Annotated in this window: 18 protein-coding genes and 1 tRNA gene; 10 read left to right on the top strand and 9 right to left on the bottom strand. The window is 62.6% G+C overall.

All coding sequences use genetic code 11. The features are described from left to right. Positions 1–1268: M3 family metallopeptidase (locus EN879_RS06375; RefSeq protein WP_245493800.1), on the top strand; the 1268-nt coding region annotated here is incomplete at its 5' end. Here the strand turns inward: EN879_RS06375 and EN879_RS06370 are convergent. The 4 genes from EN879_RS06370 to EN879_RS06355 form a co-directional block, all read right to left on the bottom strand. Continuing rightward, positions 1269–2774, bottom strand: a complete 1506-nt coding sequence (locus tag EN879_RS06370) for a M81 family metallopeptidase (RefSeq protein ID WP_063169477.1) — start codon at positions 2772–2774, stop codon at positions 1269–1271. A 24-nt stretch (positions 2775–2798) separates the two neighbouring features. Continuing rightward, the gene (locus tag EN879_RS06365; RefSeq protein WP_013528984.1) at positions 2799–3623 is read right to left on the bottom strand and encodes a carbohydrate ABC transporter permease; all 825 of its coding nucleotides are present in this window, start codon (positions 3621–3623) and stop codon (positions 2799–2801) included. Further along, the gene (locus tag EN879_RS06360; RefSeq protein ID WP_024504714.1) at positions 3620–4489 is read right to left on the bottom strand and encodes a sugar ABC transporter permease; all 870 of its coding nucleotides are present in this window, start codon (positions 4487–4489) and stop codon (positions 3620–3622) included. The genes EN879_RS06365 and EN879_RS06360 overlap by 4 nt, the downstream gene beginning before the upstream one ends. A gap of 492 nt (positions 4490–4981) precedes the next feature. Next, positions 4982–6214, bottom strand: a complete 1233-nt coding sequence (locus EN879_RS06355) for a sugar ABC transporter substrate-binding protein (protein WP_013528982.1) — start codon at positions 6212–6214, stop codon at positions 4982–4984. A 183-nt stretch (positions 6215–6397) separates the two neighbouring features. Here EN879_RS06355 and EN879_RS06350 point away from each other — a divergent pair, with 183 nt between their 5' ends. Genes EN879_RS06350 through EN879_RS06340 form a run of 3 tightly spaced genes read left to right on the top strand, consistent with a single transcriptional unit; the run spans position 6398 to position 9148 of the window. After that, entirely contained in the window at positions 6398–7186 is a 789-nt protein-coding gene (locus tag EN879_RS06350) for an SDR family oxidoreductase (RefSeq protein WP_063169479.1), read from the top strand. A 2-nt stretch (positions 7187–7188) separates the two neighbouring features. Continuing rightward, positions 7189–8256, top strand: coding sequence for a sn-glycerol-3-phosphate ABC transporter ATP-binding protein UgpC (ugpC, locus tag EN879_RS06345; RefSeq protein WP_013528980.1), 1068 nt, complete (start codon positions 7189–7191; stop codon positions 8254–8256). Positions 8257–8266: 10 nt separating this feature from the next. Next, positions 8267–9148, top strand: coding sequence for a MurR/RpiR family transcriptional regulator (locus tag EN879_RS06340; RefSeq protein ID WP_013528979.1), 882 nt, complete (start codon positions 8267–8269; stop codon positions 9146–9148). A 16-nt stretch (positions 9149–9164) separates the two neighbouring features. On the opposite strand, the gene EN879_RS06335 is transcribed toward EN879_RS06340, so the two are convergent. Together EN879_RS06335 and EN879_RS06330 are read right to left on the bottom strand one after the other, a co-directional pair. Further along, on the bottom strand, positions 9165–9482 hold the full coding sequence (locus EN879_RS06335) for a DUF167 domain-containing protein (RefSeq protein WP_063169480.1): 318 nt from the start codon (positions 9480–9482) through the stop codon (positions 9165–9167). Positions 9483–9495: 13 nt separating this feature from the next. Beyond that, positions 9496–9786, bottom strand: a complete 291-nt coding sequence (locus tag EN879_RS06330; protein WP_013528977.1) for a YggT family protein — start codon at positions 9784–9786, stop codon at positions 9496–9498. 159 nt (positions 9787–9945) lie between these two features. Between EN879_RS06330 and EN879_RS06325 the strand changes: the two genes are divergently transcribed. From EN879_RS06325 to EN879_RS06295, 6 genes are all read left to right on the top strand, one after another. Continuing rightward, positions 9946–10021, top strand: a tRNA-Ala gene (locus EN879_RS06325). A gap of 331 nt (positions 10022–10352) precedes the next feature. After that, positions 10353–11102, top strand: coding sequence for a helix-turn-helix transcriptional regulator (locus EN879_RS06320; protein WP_024504719.1), 750 nt, complete (start codon positions 10353–10355; stop codon positions 11100–11102). Positions 11103–11632: 530 nt separating this feature from the next. Next, positions 11633–12595, top strand: coding sequence for a SagB/ThcOx family dehydrogenase (locus EN879_RS06310; protein ID WP_244514243.1), 963 nt, complete (start codon positions 11633–11635; stop codon positions 12593–12595). Between the two features lie 68 nt (positions 12596–12663). After that, complete coding sequence (locus EN879_RS06305) at positions 12664–12918, top strand: hypothetical protein (RefSeq protein WP_024504721.1); 255 nt, start codon at positions 12664–12666, stop codon at positions 12916–12918. 4 nt (positions 12919–12922) lie between these two features. After that, positions 12923–13183 carry a hypothetical protein gene (locus EN879_RS06300; RefSeq protein WP_024504722.1) on the top strand — a complete coding sequence of 87 codons (261 nt, stop codon included), beginning with the start codon at positions 12923–12925 and terminating at the stop codon, positions 13181–13183. Positions 13184–13311: 128 nt separating this feature from the next. Beyond that, positions 13312–13632 (top strand): hypothetical protein, encoded by a 321-nt coding sequence (locus EN879_RS06295; RefSeq protein ID WP_063170396.1) that lies wholly within the window; start codon positions 13312–13314, stop codon positions 13630–13632. 25 nt (positions 13633–13657) lie between these two features. On the opposite strand, the gene EN879_RS06290 is transcribed toward EN879_RS06295, so the two are convergent. The 3 genes from EN879_RS06290 to EN879_RS06280 form a co-directional block, all read right to left on the bottom strand. Continuing rightward, complete coding sequence (locus tag EN879_RS06290) at positions 13658–14602, bottom strand: energy transducer TonB (RefSeq protein ID WP_063169481.1); 945 nt, start codon at positions 14600–14602, stop codon at positions 13658–13660. Beyond that, complete coding sequence (gene exbD / locus EN879_RS06285; RefSeq protein ID WP_063169482.1) at positions 14599–15066, bottom strand: TonB system transport protein ExbD; 468 nt, start codon at positions 15064–15066, stop codon at positions 14599–14601. The genes EN879_RS06290 and exbD overlap by 4 nt, the downstream gene beginning before the upstream one ends. A 4-nt stretch (positions 15067–15070) precedes the next feature. Then, positions 15071–15343, bottom strand: a 273-nt coding sequence (locus tag EN879_RS06280) for a MotA/TolQ/ExbB proton channel family protein (RefSeq protein WP_206520924.1), incomplete at its 5' end; no start/stop codon positions are given.

The following is a 15343-nucleotide window of genomic DNA, read 5'->3' as shown; positions in this document are numbered from 1 at the left end:
ACACGAATGTGGTGCGCGACATGCTGCGCCTGCGGGCCGAAAAGGCAAAGCTGCTCGGCTACGCCTCTTTCGCCGCGCTGAAGCTCGACGACACCATGGCCAAGACGCCGAAGGCCGTGCACGCGCTGCTCGATCCGGTGTGGGAGAAGGCGCTTGAGAAGGCAGCAAGCGACCAGATCGAATTGCAGCGCCTGGCCACCGCAGCCGGCAGCAACGAAAAATTCGCTGCCTGGGACTGGCGCTTCTACCAGGAGAAGCTGCGCGCGGAGAAATTCGCCTTCGACGAGGCGGAACTGAAACCTTATCTGCAGCTCGACCGGATCATCGACGCTTGCTTCGACGTGGCGACACGGCTGTTCGGCATCACCTTCGAAGAGAAAAAGGACATCGCGGCCTGGCATCCGGACGCCCGCGTCTTCGTGGTGAAGAATGCCGACGGCAGCGAGCGCGGCCTTTTCCTGGCCGACTATTTCGCCCGGCCGTCAAAGCGATCCGGCGCCTGGATGAGCGCGTTGCAATCCGGCTACAGGCTCGGCCACGGTGCGAGCCCGGTCATCTACAACATCATGAACTTCGCCAAGCCGCCGGTGGGCGAGCCGGCTCTGCTGTCGGTCGACGAGGCCAAAACGCTGTTCCACGAGTTCGGCCATGCTTTGCACGGCATGCTGACCGACGTCACCTGGCCCTCGGTTTCGGGCACTTCGGTCAGCCGCGATTTCGTCGAACTGCCTTCGCAGCTCTACGAGCACTGGCTGACCGTGCCGGCAGTGCTGGAAAAGCACGCGCTGCACGTCAAGACCGGCAAGCCGATGCCCAAGGCGCTGCTCGACAAGATGCTGGCCGCGCGCACCTTCGGCGCCGGCTTCGCCACGGTCGAATTCACCGCCTCCGCCTTGATGGACATGGCCTATCACGCGCGGGCGGAGGCGCCTGAAGCGCCGCTTCGTTTCGAAGCCGAAACGCTTGCAGAACTGCATATGCCGGACACCATAGCCATGCGTCACCGCACCCCGCATTTCGGCCATGTCTTTTCCGGCGAAGGCTATTCGGCCGGCTACTATTCCTACATGTGGTCGGAAGTGCTCGATGCCGATGCTTTTGCCGCCTTCGAGGAAACCGGCGACCCCTTCAACCCGGCACTCGCCGAGCGGCTGCGCAAGAACATCTACGCGGCCGGCGGGTCGAAGGATCCGGAAGAACTCTACACCGCCTTCCGCGGCAAGATGCCGTCGCCGGAAGCGATGATGGCCAAGCGCGGGTTGGTGTGATTAGCCAATCTCCCCCCTCGTGGGGGAGATTGGCAGCTTCCAAGGATCCGTCACCCTCGGCCACACCGGCCTTGTCAGCTTCTTGTAATCGGTCACCGCCGGATTGCTGGGATACGAACTCGGCGCCGAGACATAGATGATCTCGGCGGCGATCGGCTCGAAGCCGGCGTAGAAATGATTGGTCGACTTGATCAGCAGCATGTCCTTGGCTAGCGGATCGACGCCGATGTTGGAAAAGATATCCGGCTCGAAAGTCTGCGTGCGGTTGGTGTTGAGGATGATGTCGACCTCGGTGCCTTCGAGGCGGACCAGCGCCGTCGGCCCAAGCGTCACCCGGCTTGGCCCGAAACTCTGCCAGCCCTCCGCAACCGCCTTCAGCACGCGCACGCGCGCATCGATCGGCTCGCCGGCTTGCGGCCCGGCCTTGCCGCCGAAGCGCAGGTCGATGACTGCGCCCTCGCCTGCCGCCAGGCAGAAGGTGACCGCAATCGGATCCCAGATGGTCGCGACGGCGAACCTGTCCAGGCCACGCGCCAGCATCTGGCGCAGCACGAAGGTGCCGTCGCCGGGCACACCGCCGCCGGGATTGTCCCAGATATCGGCGATGACCACCGGCTTGCCCGGATTTTCTGTGCGCACGGCCAGCGCCCGATCGATGCCGTCGGCAGCACTCAGCATCGTCATCGCCGTCTTTTCGCGCAGCGCGTAGAGTTCCCGCCCGAGCCGTTCCGCCAGCGCGTCGCCCTTGGCCTTGTCATTGTCGGTGACGACCAGGATGCGCGTGCCCATCTCGGGCACATCGGCCGCCATGAAGCCGTGGATGACGGAGACCGACAGCACGCCGTCCTTGCCGTGCAGCGCCTTGATGCGATCGACGAAGGACCGCATCGGCTCGCGGCTGGTCGGCAGCACCTGGATCATGCGGCAGTCGAAGGTCGAAATCACAGGGTTGATCTCACCGCGCACTGCTGCCAGGCCAAGCTCGACGACATGTTCGCCGCGCTCGTAGAAATCGGTGTGCGGAAATTCGAGGAAATAGGCGAGAATGTCGGAGGCCGCGACGCGCTTCGGTGTCAGATGGCTGTGCGGATCGAGTTCCACGGCGATCACCACCTCCGGCCCGACCATTGCGCGAACCCGTTCGAGCAGATCGCCTTCGCAATCGTCATAGCCTTGCGCCACCATGGCGCCATGCAGGCCGAGGATGACAGCATCGACCGGCAGCGCCGCCTTGAGCTGGCCCAGAATCTCGTCGCGCAGAGCCTCATAGGTCTGCCGCTGCACCAGGCCGCCCGGCTCCGCCCAGGTGGCGGTGCCTTCGATGACGTCGAGGCCTTCGGCCACCGCACGCCGGCGTAGCGCCACCATCGGCGAGGAGCACAGCGTCGGCGTTTCCGGATGCTTGCCTGGCCCGGCATAGAAGGCCATCTCGAACGAAGCCCTATCGGTCGGCACCGGCGAGAAGGTGTTGGTTTCCGTCGCCAGCGAGGCGGTGAAAATGCGCATGAAAGCTCCGTCCGTGAATAGGCGCTATTTGACCGCCCCGAGCGCCAGGCCCCTGACGAGGTAGCGCTGCAGCCAGATGAACAGGATGGCCACCGGCAAGGTCGCCAGCAGCGTCGCGGCCATGACGTGATGCCATTCGATGGTGTAGCGGCCGGCGACCAGCGAAAACACCTGGATCGGCAGCGTGTAGCTTTCCTGGCTGCGCAGCATGGTGAGCGCCACGACGAACTCGTTCCAGGCGTTGATGAAGGTGAAGATCGCCGTCACCGCGATCGCCGGCAGGCAGAGCGGCAGGAACACCTTGCGCAAGGTCAGCCAGCGGCCGGCGCCCTCCATCCAGGCGGCTTCCTCGAGATCGCGCGGGATGGTGTCGAAATAGCTCTGCAGCATCCACACCGTGAAGGCGACGTTGAAGGCCATGTAGATGAAGCCGAGCGCCGTCGTGCTCTCGACCAGGCCCCAGGCCGCCATCAGCCGGAACAGGCCGAGCACCAGCACGATCGGCGAGATCATCTGCGAAATCAGCAGGAACTGGCGCAAGGCGCCGTAGCCGGCAAAGCGGAAGCGCGACATCGCATAGGCCGCCGGAACCGAGATCAGGATGGCGCCGACGGTGGCGATCACAGACACGTAGAGCGAATTGAGCAACGCCTGGCCGAAGCCGGTCGCCACCCACATGTCGGAAAAATTCGACCAGCGGAATTCGCTCGGCCACCAGGTCGGCGACAGCACTTCCTGTCTCGGCTTGACTGCGGTCAGGAACATCACCGCGAAGGGAAAGAGCGTCACCACGATCAGCGGCGCCAGCAGCAGCCAGGCGATGATCGAACGCTTGAGCTTGCTCGTCATGCGCGTTGCTCCCGCATCGCCAGCCGCACATAGATCATGGTGAAGACCAGCAAGATGGCGAACATCACCAGCGACACCGCCGATGCTTCGCCCAGCTTGCCGATGCGGAAGGCCAGCTTGTAGAGATGGGTGACCAGGATATCGGTCGAGTTGGCCGGACCGCCCTGCGTCATCACCCAGATGATCGGGAAGGAATTGAAGACGTAGATGGTGTTGAGCACGATGGCGATGTTGATGAACGGTTTCAGGAGCGGAAAGGTGATTTCGCGGAACTGCTGCAGCGGCGTCGCCCCTTCAAGCGCCGCCGCCTCGTAGAGATCGTCCGGGATCGACGACAGCCCGCCGAGGAAGATCGTCGTCGTGAACGGCACCGTCACCAGGATGCCGATCAGCACTTGCATCGGAAAGGCGGTTTCGGCACTCGCCAGCCACTGGATGTTGTGATCGATGAGGCCGAGGCCGATCAGCGCCGAATTGAGCATGCCGCTTTCGCCGCTCAGCGCCCAGCGCCAGACCACCGCGGTCATGGTCAGCGACACCGCCCAGGGCAGCATGATGATGACGCGGGCAATGCCGCGGCCATAGAAATCGGTGTTGAGGATCATCGCCACCGGGATCGACAAGAGAAGCGCGCCGCCGACCACCATCACCGTCCATTGGCCGGTGCGCCAAAGCGCGGCCGTGAAATCGGGATCGGCAGCGAGTGCCGCGAAATTGGCGAAGTCGTTGAAGTCACGAAGCTGGCCGAAGCGGCTGACGTCATGCGTCGAGATCTGGATCAGGTCCCAGACCGGCCAGAAGATGACCACCGCCGCCAGAAACAGGCTGGGCAAGGTCAGGAGATAGGGCAAGAAACGATTTTGCATCGGCTGGCTTTGTACCGCGTTGCGGGGAGATTGGATTTCGCTGGCTTGACAGATTGACTTGGTCCGGCCTCGTTCTTCTCAGGGCACCGCTTCAGGATTCCTTGCAACCGTCGGCGCTGCCCTCACCTGCTCGTCCGTTCTCCGCAGCAGTTGCGGAAGGGCCCCTTTCCTCTCCCCCGTCGATCGGGGGAGAGGTGTCGAGCGAAGCTCGACGGAGTGGGGGTCGACCCCTTGGGCGCAAGGCGAGACTTGCGCCTGGTGCTCTTCCTATATCCGTTCGCGGTGGCTGCCAGGTGGTTCCCCCACTCCGTCTCGGCTTCGCCGAGCCACCTCTCCCCCCTCCGGTGGGAGAGGAAAGGAGCCTGGCTGGGCGGCGTTGACATCGACGAACTATCTTTCTGCTCGAGGCTGCAAGATGTGGCGCGCCCCGCCTGAATCTGGGGCGCGCCACGGGCGCAGGGAGATACGCCCTATTCCTTCAGCACTGCCCCCCTACTTCTTCAGCACCGCATTGGCCTTGGCCGCCGCGTCCTTCAGGCCTGCCTCGGGGTCGCCGCCGAGATAGATCTTCTGCATGGCGTCCGACGTGATCTGGGCGACCTCTTCCCAGCCCGGGATGACCGGCGCGAAGCGGGCGTCGGGCAGCAGAGCGGTGAACGCGGCCAGATCGGCATTGTTGACGTAGTAGTCCATCTTGGCCTCTTCCTTGTTCACCGGCAGGAAGCCTTCGCCCTGTGTGAACTTGGCACGCTGCTCCGTGGTGAACAGGAAATCGAGCAGCTTCCAGGCCTCGTCCTTGTTCTTGGAGTTCTTGAACATGATGATGGAATCGGTGACGCCATAGGTGCCGCGCGCGCCGGTCGGTCCGGCGGGAATGGCCGCAACGCCGTATTTCAGGTTCGGCGCCTCGTCCTTGATCTGGTTGGACAGGAAGGGTGCGGTGATCATCATGCCGACCTTGCCCTGCTTGAACAGGTTCTGCACGTCCTCGCGGTTGTTGGAGGTGACGCCGGGTTCGGTCAGGCCTTCGTCGATCATCGACTTGTAAAGCTTGGCGGCTTCAAGCGCGCCGGGCGTGCTCAGGCCCGAAGTGCCGTCCTTGTTGAGGATTTCCGTGCCGTAGGACCACATCGCATAGTAGTAATAGACGTCGGTCTCGATCTCCTTGCCCTGCAGGCCGAAGCCGAACGTGCCGGACCCCAGAGCCTTGATCTTGCGCGCATCTTCCTGCAGCTCGGTCCAGTTTGCCGGTGGCTTGGCGATGCCGGCCTTCTCGAACAGCTCCTTGTTGTAGTACATGGCGCGCGCCGAGGCAGCGATCGGCAGGCCGTAGGTCTTGCCATCCATGATCGAGGGCGACAGGAAGGTGTCGATGAAGCGGTCCTTGAAGTCGGGCTTGATGTAGCCGTCGAGCGGCTCGGCGACATCCTGCTGGACGAAGTCGATCAGCCAGCGCGTGCCGATGATCGACAGATCGGCATTGGTGCCGGCGGTGATGTCGGTGGTCAGCTTCTGCAGCAGCACATCCCACGGCACCACTTCGAACTTGACCGTGATGCCGGGGTTCGCCGCCTCGAATTCCTTCTTGACGCTGTCGAAATATGGGCCAGTCTTGGCGCTGTACTCGGCCACGGTGACCCGCACCTCGCCCGCATCCGCCTGCGCCGCAATTGCCAGCATGCTCATTCCGGCCATCAGGCCGACAGTCCATTTTGCAAGACTCATTTGAACTCTCCCATTTTGATTTTTGCGCCTGCGCGCCTCTTCGTTACCCAAGCAGAAGATTTATGTTACTTTCCTACATTATCGTGGATTTGAAGGCTTGCAAGCAGATTATTCTGTTGCTTAATTACATTTTGTGGACTAGGCCTGATCCGACCTGTCGAAGATCCCGGAGGATGACGCACGGTGGTTTCGCAAACGGAACTCGAAGGCAGGGCCGAATTCGAGGGCAAGACTGTCGTTGTGACGGGTGCGGGCGGCGGCCTCGGCACGGCCATCGTGGCGCTGATGGCGCAAAGGGGCGCCAGGGTCGTAGGCTGCGACCAGTCGAGCGAGGCGTTGAAGAGCCCGTTTTTTGCCGCCCGCCACGTCTTCGATCTTCTCGACAAGGCGTCGATAGCCACAGCGATCGCCGCCATCCTCGACCGGGACGGTGTGCCCGACATTCTCATCAACAATGCCGGCTGGACGCGCGCCGAGACGCTCCCCGCGCTCAACCCCGACAGGATTGAGCAGGAACTCGACCTCAACCTGACCGGCGTGATGAATTTCGCCGATCCGCTGGTCAAGGCGATGGCCAGCCGTGGCTCCGGCAGCGTCGTCTTCATCTCCTCGGTCAACGCCATCGCGCATTTCGGCAATCCCGCCTATGCCGCGGCCAAGGCCGGCATCAACGCCTATGCCAAGGCGATCGCCGTCGAGCTCGGCCGCAGCGGCCTGCGCGCCAATGTCGTCTGCCCCGGATCGATCCGCACCGCCGCCTGGGACCACCGCCTTGCCAAGGATCCCGAAATCCTCGGCAAATTGCAGCGGCTCTATCCGCTCGGTCGCATCGTCAACGCTGCGGAAGTGGCGGAAGCCGTCGCTTTCCTTGCGTCCGATCGCGCATCGGGAGTAACAGGCGTGGTGATGCCCGTGGACGCGGGACTGACCGCCGGTTGCCTGCCCTTCATCGACGACATATTGGGAGCGTGAGCATGACCGACGTCGAGTTCCGCGACCTGTCGAAATCCTTCGGGCAGCACAAGATCCTCGAGAACATCAGCCTCGATATCAAGAGCGGCGAGTTCGTCGTCCTGGTCGGCCCGTCCGGCTGCGGCAAGTCGACCTTGCTGCGCATGCTCGCCGGCCTGGAGACGATCACTTCCGGCGATCTGTTGATCGGCGGCGTGCGCGCCAACGCGCTGCCGCCGCAGCAGCGCAACATCGCCATGGTGTTCCAGTCCTATGCGCTGTTTCCGCATCTGAAGGCATCGGACAATATCGGTTTCGGCCCGAAGATACGCGGCGAGACGCGCACGGTAATCGATGAGAAGGTCAAGAAGGCGTCCGGGGTCCTCAATCTCTTCTCCTATCTCGACCGCTATCCCCGCCAGCTGTCGGGCGGCCAGCGCCAGCGCGTCGCCATGGGCCGCGCCATCGTGCGCGAACCGTCTGTGTTCCTGTTTGACGAACCCCTGTCCAATCTCGACGCACAATTGCGCGTGCAGATGCGCGTCGAGATCAAGGCTCTGCACCAGCGGCTGAAATCGACGATCGTCTACGTCACCCACGACCAGATCGAGGCTATGACCATGGCCGACCGCATCGTCGTGATGGATCGCGGCAGGATCCAGCAGGTCGGGGCGCCGCTGGAGCTTTATGACAGGCCGGCCAACAAGTTCGTCGCCTCCTTCCTCGGCTCGCCGTCGATGAGTTTCGTCTCGGGTTCGCTCAAGACGACGCTTGAGAAAACCTGGTTCGAATCGGCCGGTGGCGGGCGGCTGGCGCTTGCCGGCAAACAGGTGCCGGCGGACAGCGCGGTGGAGGCCGGCATCCGGCCCGAGCATTTTGTCATCGGCGAGGCTGTCGACGCGATGGCGATCAGGGTGGATGTCGTTGAGCCCACCGGCTCCGAAACACATGTCTATGGCGCTATCGGTGCTGATACGGTACGCGCCGTGTTCCGTGACAGGGTGCCGGTCAGGCCGGGAGACCTGCTGCCGGTCTCGGTCGATCCCGGCAACATCCATCTGTTCGACAAGGCGACGGGCCTGCCTCTATGAAAATATCAGCATGAAGACGCCGGCCGACATCATCACGCGCCTGCAGCTGATGTCGCAGGACGGAACGAAGTCGGATCGCAAGCTGGCCGGCTTCGTGCTGGCAGACCTCGACTTCGTTTCCAAGGCGGCGATTTCGGAAATTGCCGCGCGCGTCGGTGTCAGCGAGCCGACGGTGACGCGGTTCTGCCGCAACCTCGGCTGCGAGGGCCTGCGCGACTTCAAATTCTATCTGGCGCAAGCCATCGCCATCGGCGGCCAGTATCTGTCGCCGGAGCCGTTGAGCCGCGATGCCCGCGAACAGCGCATCGCTTCCGCCATCACCGAAGCGGCGATATCGGCCATCCAGCGCGCCAGCGAAAACCTCGACATGACGACGCTGGTCGCCGTCGCCGCACGCATCGCGGTTTCCGGCAATGTGCTGTGCATCGGCTCCGGTGGCATTTCGTCGATGATGGCGACCGAAATGCAGAACCGGCTGTTCAGGCTTGGCGTGTCGGTGCTGGCGCAAATCGACGGACAGTTGCAACGCATGTACGCCGCCGTCGCCACCCCCGACACCACGCTGATCGCCTTCTCCGTCTCCGGCTATGCACGATCGGTCATCGATGCGGTGCAGGTCGCCCAGCAATATGGCGCCACGACGATCGCCATCACCCCGCCGGACTCCGCGCTCGCCAAGGTCGCCGACACGGTCATCCATTTCCAGTCGCTGGAAGACGGCAATATCTACAAGCCGACATCGTCGCGCTATGCGCTGCTGTCGATCGTCGACATGATCGTCACCTCGGTCGCCGAGACGCGCGGACCAAGGGTTCTGGAAAATCTGCGCCGCATCAAGCAGAGCGTCAACACGTTGAAAGTTGACGATCCGCGTTTGCCGCTGGGGGATTGACCCTCCGGCAAGGACATCAGGCCTGATGGCCGAGCGCCTCGATGCTTTTCGCCAACGTCTCCGGATCGCCTTCAATGCGCACGGTCTTCAGCCGCGCCGTGCCGCCGGCGACAACCGAGACGGCGGACCCCGGCACGCCAATCGCCTTGGCAATCAGCTTTTCGAGCGCATGATTGGCGGCGCCGTTTTCCGGCACGGCGCGGACGCGCGCTTTCAGATGGCTTCGCTCGTCCGCCGTGGTCTCGATGCCTTCGAGCCTGTCCAGCGCAGCCTTCGGCGTCAGCCGGACAAACACGTCGACACCATCATCGCGCAGGCGAAACGGCGCGCTCATACGATCATCGGGCTCACAGGACCAGAGGCGCCACACTGGTCAATATGAACTGCCGCAGGAAGAACAGGATCAGAAGCAGGATGATCGGCGAGATGTCGATGCCGCCAAGGTCCGGCATGAAACGGCGGATCGGCCGCAACGCCGGTTCGGTCAGCCGATAGAGCATGTTGCCGATGGAACCGACGAACTGATTGCGCGAGTTGACGACGTTGAAGGCGTAAAGCCAGGAAAAGATCGCCGATGCGATGATGATCCACCAGTAGAGGTCGAGCGCCATGACGATTGTCTGAATGAGGGCGAGCATGCCGGTCTCCAATTGTTGCCGACATGTAGCCATTGCACGCGAAACCGGCAAGGGCCGCCTGCCACGGTGCGCCGGTACGGCTGCCAGCCACTGGATTTCGGCAAACCTCCGCCTTGACAGGAAACCGCAGCGCCCGATAAATGCGCCCATCCGCTGGACGGGGCTGTAGCTCAGCTGGGAGAGCGCGTCGTTCGCAATGACGAGGTCAGGAGTTCGATCCTCCTCAGCTCCACCAGCGGATTAATTCCTCGCTCTCCGCGCCATATGCACTCCGCGACGCTCGTCCGGGCTTGCCTCCACGGCTGGCATTTGCCGTGCCGGCGCGCCTAAAAGGCCGCGCGCCGCGCCGCCTGTTTTCGCAATCTCCGGCAAGACTTTTGTCAATTGGACTTATGGCGGAAGCGCTCGTCGATTGTTTCCGTTTTTTTTGCAAACCGCCCCACTAAATTGACGTTACCAAATCAGTTTTTTCTGTGCGTTGTGGCCAAGGCGTTTCGGCGGGGGCGACCGGAGACGCTATATGGATTTCGAGTTGAAATGAAAAACCCGCCCGCGGAAGCAAAGACGTGTCAATTCGCGAGAATCTCGCTGCAAATCTTAGACGGCTGAGCAAGGACCATGCCTCCGTAAGTGCGGTATGCCGTGAGCTGCACATCAATCGCACGCAGTTCGAACGCTACCTGCAAGGGCAGACCGTTCCCAACAAGGCCACCGCCAAGCTGATATGCGATTACTTTCGGATCGACGAGGCCGAACTGTACCAGGATCCCGGCGCACCCGAGCCCGCGATGCGTGGCCTGCCGCCGGTTTCCGAGAGCCTGTTCAACCAGATGATCCGCCCTCCCAGTCCTTCGATCGCGGGCGGCACCTATTTCACCTATTTCTCGATCCCGGGCCGCCTCGACCTCCTGATGCGCTCGGTGACCTTCGTGCGGCGCGAAGCCGAACTGGTCACCTTCCGAAGGGTCACCGGATGGTCGGAGCGCCAGGGATCGACCTGGGCACGAGCGCGCGGCAATCACTATGGCGTGGCGATCTCGCGGCTGAACTGGATCTATTTCAGCGGCATCAATCGCCGACAGACCGGAGAGCCGTCGCTGATCTCCGTGCAATGGGCTCCCATCTCCGAACCGGTGCTGATGGGCAAGGCCATGCTTCTGACGGAGGCCGGCCCGGCATTCGTGTCCGTCATCATGCGGCGCGACATTGCCAATATCCAGGCAAGGGATGCCATCAGCATGGCGCATGTCATCAGCCTCGACGATGCGGGCGTCGACCAACTGGTTGTCAGCCTGACCCGGGACGGGTTGGGCTAATCCCTCGGATCGCCGTGTCTTACGCCAAATAAGAATAAGCGTACGCCGATAAAGCGTATGCCAACGATTGTCTACTCTGTATCTGAATAAAATCGATATTTTACACTTTAATGCCAGGAAAGATAATCCACACGTCCGTCTTCGGCTCGTGGTTTTACTATAATTTTAACAAACCATTAACTCTTCCGACCTTACCTTTCTTCACGCGGATCCCATTCTGGGGGTCTTTCAACGGATCCCAAATGGGGGTCAGGAAAGGGATAAAAATGGCCAAGAAAGTGACTAACGCTCCGAAGCTGACGATTGCCGCCGGCACGCAGACCGTCTTCTTTTCGCAGGGTATGCACTACAACAAGCGCTGAAGCCGTTCTGCGCCGACGAGCGGTTCGCTTGTCGGCGCCTCGGCTCCGCAGATGGCATCCAGCTTCATGAAAATGCGCTCTTCGAAAACGCTCGTTTTCTACCCCGGACCGAACAAGGTCACGGCATGCAACTTCCTGACCAGAAGCGTCTTCGAATGCAGCCCTGAGATGGTCGGCCTTCTCGCATCGTGGGACAAATGGGCATCGACGGCGGACATTGCCCGCGCCCATGGGTGGTCGAAGTCCGAGTTGAAGGCTGTCGTTCCGCAGTTGCTCGATTTTTCCGCCCTGGTCACCGCCGGATCGCCTCTCGCCGAGCAGGAGGAACAATTTTCAGGACAATGGAGTTGGGGGCTTCCGACGGCGCTGATGCATTTCTGCGTCCAGGACAGCGAATACATGACCATCGAGCAGGCGGAAGAGCGGCAGATAGAACGCGCCGGCCATACGCCGCAGCCGGACCTCCTGCTCAAGAATTCCGCCGGCGCTATCCAGCTGCCGAATGCACTGGAAGACAACGAACTTCTTAGCTTGATGGCGCGGCGCCGCACCAACCGCACGGCGGCTCAGCCCACCATCACAGCCAAACAGCTTTCCGATTGCCTGTTCGCAGGGCTCGGCATCATCGGCGAGACCGCCAATTGCGTTGGCACCCTGCCGCTTGGCATGACCCCTTCCGGCGGCGCGCGGAATCCCTATGAGGCCTATGTGGTCGCGCTCGGCGTCGATGGCCTCGAGCCCGGTGTCTATCATTATTCCGCCGCCGATCACGACCTTGGCAGGATTTCCGCGAACCATCTGCCGAAGATCTCCGAACTGGTCGGCGGACAGGAGTGGGCTGATAGCATGCCGTGCCTGATCCTGCTTTGCGCCAGGCTCGATCGCACGATGTGGAAATATGAGGACGCCAACGCCTATCGTGTCGTGCTGATCGAGGCCGGCCATATCGGCCAGAATATCATGCTGGCGGCGACCAATCATGGCCTGTCGGCATGTCCGACAGCCGCGCTCAATCATTCCGCCATCAAGCGGCTGCTTGGTCTCGACAGTCTCACCGACGCACCGATCTATGCCTTGACCCTCTCGACCCCGGAAAGAGACCCGTCCACCGCGAGCCAATCCATCAATTAGTCGACCAACAATGTGCAGTCCGGCCAGTAACGCGTTCCCCAGGGTATAACCAGAGACAGGAGCAGCACGTGCCAAATCAATCCTTACGCCAGTCGGAAATCGATAGTCTTCAATATATTTCGTCGATGACCAATGAGCTCGTGCAAATGGCCGAATCAAGCCGTTTTCCGATGATCTCCTATCTGCTGGGCATGGCCTATGCGGAGGCCTTCGACGTTCTTCGCGGCGCACGGCCGGCCAGGCATGCGCAGCTCAGCGGCAACCCGCTGCACCCCAAGGCGCAGGCAAAAGACAATCGTGCCGCCCAGCCACGGAGAGCGTAGCGACATGCAATCGTCAGCCGCATGCGCGGTGGCCGGCTCGACCTCCCGGCCAAACCGCTGGGAGACGCTGTGCGCGTTGCAAAGCCTGCTGCCGCTGCTGAAGAAAGCCGCGACGGATCTGCACCGCGCCGACATGGTCTACTGGTTCGAGCAGGCCGATGCCGAGGTCGCCAACATCATCAGGGGCCACCCCTCCGATGCAACCGCGATCCCGACCCTGATTGCATCCTGCCCGCAGGACCGGCATCCGGTCGCTCAGGCTTGATGCAAGTCGCCCGCCCAAACGCCACGCGCTTAGTGGTTCAGCGCCGCTGAACCGCTCTGATCACCAGCTTTCAGGCAATTCCAGACCGGAGCCTATTGCGCGCCTGGAATGCCAAGGGGGACCTGCACATGAACATGATAGCCAACATCAGAAGCGTCGATGCCAGGGAAAGCATTTTCAGTCGGCTCGACGTCTTGATCGCCAGGCGACCGCCATCGCCTGACGCCGCGCGGATCGAGGCCCGCCAACTCGTCTCGATGGCGATTGCCGACAGCTGCCAGGCCGACAGTCTCTGGGGTACAGTGGACGCCTTCCACGCCCATTTCGACTTCATGATGCAGACCATCGAGATCAACGGAGCCGATGACCCGAGCCTCGGGCTGTTGCGCACGAAATGCCGTTTCTATCTCGAACAGGTCGAGGCCCTGAGCCTGTCGCTGGCCTACTGACAGGCCGCTTCGATCAAATTCGGTCCTAGTTGCGCAGGCTGAACACGAACGGCGCTGTACGGCTCAGACGCGAACCGAGTTCCGGCGGCGGTGCCGGCACCGTGGCGCCTTGCAGCACGGCGAGCGCCGCACGGTCCAGATCCGCATCCCCTGAGGAACGAGAGAGCCTGGCAGACCGGACCCGGCCGGACGAGTCGACCGTGAAGGCGACATACGGCCTGCCTTCCACGCCTCGGGCCTTGGCAGAACTGGGATAGCGCGTGTGCCGCTTGATCCAGGCGCCCAGACGGGAGTCCCATTTGCTGGAGTCGCCGGAGCGCGACGTCGATTCCGCTGCCTTCGGCGCGGCGGTCCTGGCCGCGGGCCGTGCGTCGGCGCTGGCGACGGTTGCCGTCTTCGGCGGAGCCGCCTTCTCCTTCTTAAGCCGCGGCTTGGGCTTCTCGACAGGTTTTTTCGCCTTGGCCTCGACCGGTTTCTTGTCTTTGACAATTTCGACCGGTTTCGGCTGCGGCAAGGGAATGACGACGTCTGGCGTGACAGCCTCGACAACATCCGGGATGACCTCATCCGGCGGCGGCTGATCGGCCTGTTCAGCCGTTTCGGTCCGGTTGGGTTCGGCCTCGTCGGGCGCGACCGCTTCCGGTGGCTCGACAACCGGCTTCGCCTTTTCGACCGGTTCTTCAGGTGTCGGCTCGATCGTCGGTGTCGGTTCGGTCTGATCTGGCGTCACCGCGTCCAGCGCGGCGACCTGTTCTTGTACGGCCGGCATCACCACCATCGGCGCCATCTCGATCACCTGGGCCGGTGGCGGACCGCCGTCCGCTTCGGTGACCATGGTGAGATTCTGCACTGCATAGGCGACCGCGACATGGGCTCCGAGGACCAGCGCGGCAGCACCGGCCCACAAGCCAAGGTCGCGCCAGCCGAAGCGCGACATCTGGACCGAGGGCACGGCGACCGCTTGCGTCATGGCGCCGCCGCACGGGTGGCTGTGGGCGCGGGGGCATTGGACGCGGGAGCCGTCTCCAGGCCGACCAGCGCGATCTTCAGATAGCCGGCACCGCGCAACAGGTTCATCGCCTCCATCAGGTCGCCATAGGCGACCGCCTTGTCGGCGCGCAGGAAGATGCGCGTCTGCTTGTCGCCCTTGGTCTTGGCGTCCAGCGTCGCGGCGAAAGCCGGGCGTGGCACGCCGTCATTGCCGATCGCCAGCGTCAGATCGTCCTTCAGCGTCAGGAACAGCGGTGTCTCGGGCCTCGGCGCGGGCGTTGCGGTCGAACCCGGCAGGTCGACATTGACATCCACCGTGGCCAGCGGTGCCGCGACCATGAAGATAATCAACAACACCAGGATGACATCGATGAACGGGGTGACGTTGATCTCGTGGCTTTCCTCGAGATCGTCATCCATGGTCTGTCGGATTCTGCTTCCCATGGCGCTACTCCGCCGCCAGTGGCGCGGCCGGCGCGACGGTGCGGAAGTCGAGGTCGCGGCTGACCAGTCGTTCGACCCCTGCCGAGGCATCGGCGAGGATCTGCCGATAGCCGGCTATCGAGCGGGCGAAGACGTTGTAGATGACGACGGCCGGTATGGCCGCGACCAGGCCCATCGCGGTGGCCAGCAGCGCTTCGGCGATGCCCGGCGCGACCACGGCGAGATTGGTGGTCTGCGCCTGCGAGATGCCGATGAAGGCGTTCATGATGCCCCAGAC

Origin of the sequence: Mesorhizobium sp. M7A.F.Ca.AU.002.02.1.1 (assembly GCF_003998535.1) — a bacterium.
GTDB classification, from domain to species: Bacteria; Pseudomonadota; Alphaproteobacteria; order Rhizobiales; family Rhizobiaceae; genus Mesorhizobium; species Mesorhizobium ciceri.
This window is presented reverse-complemented; position numbering and strand designations above follow the sequence as displayed.

Coding starts and splice junctions, on each gene's coding strand:
- EN879_RS06335 (WP_063169480.1), bottom strand. CDS start 9,482: ATGAGCGCGCCGTTTCGCCTGCGCGATGATGGTGTCGACGTGTTTGTC.
- EN879_RS06330 (WP_013528977.1), bottom strand. CDS start 9,786: ATGCTCGCCCTCATTCAGACAATCGTCATGGCGCTCGACCTCTACTGG.
- EN879_RS06355 (WP_013528982.1), bottom strand. CDS start 6,214: ATGAGTCTTGCAAAATGGACTGTCGGCCTGATGGCCGGAATGAGCATG.
- ugpC (WP_013528980.1), top strand. CDS start 7,189: ATGACCGACGTCGAGTTCCGCGACCTGTCGAAATCCTTCGGGCAGCAC.
- EN879_RS06310 (WP_244514243.1), top strand. CDS start 11,633: ATGGTCGGCCTTCTCGCATCGTGGGACAAATGGGCATCGACGGCGGAC.
- EN879_RS06290 (WP_063169481.1), bottom strand. CDS start 14,602: ATGACGCAAGCGGTCGCCGTGCCCTCGGTCCAGATGTCGCGCTTCGGC.
- EN879_RS06365 (WP_013528984.1), bottom strand. CDS start 3,623: ATGACGAGCAAGCTCAAGCGTTCGATCATCGCCTGGCTGCTGCTGGCG.
- EN879_RS06370 (WP_063169477.1), bottom strand. CDS start 2,774: ATGCGCATTTTCACCGCCTCGCTGGCGACGGAAACCAACACCTTCTCG.
- EN879_RS06340 (WP_013528979.1), top strand. CDS start 8,267: ATGAAGACGCCGGCCGACATCATCACGCGCCTGCAGCTGATGTCGCAG.
- EN879_RS06295 (WP_063170396.1), top strand. CDS start 13,312: ATGAACATGATAGCCAACATCAGAAGCGTCGATGCCAGGGAAAGCATT.
- exbD (WP_063169482.1), bottom strand. CDS start 15,066: ATGGGAAGCAGAATCCGACAGACCATGGATGACGATCTCGAGGAAAGC.
- EN879_RS06360 (WP_024504714.1), bottom strand. CDS start 4,489: ATGCAAAATCGTTTCTTGCCCTATCTCCTGACCTTGCCCAGCCTGTTT.
- EN879_RS06300 (WP_024504722.1), top strand. CDS start 12,923: ATGCAATCGTCAGCCGCATGCGCGGTGGCCGGCTCGACCTCCCGGCCA.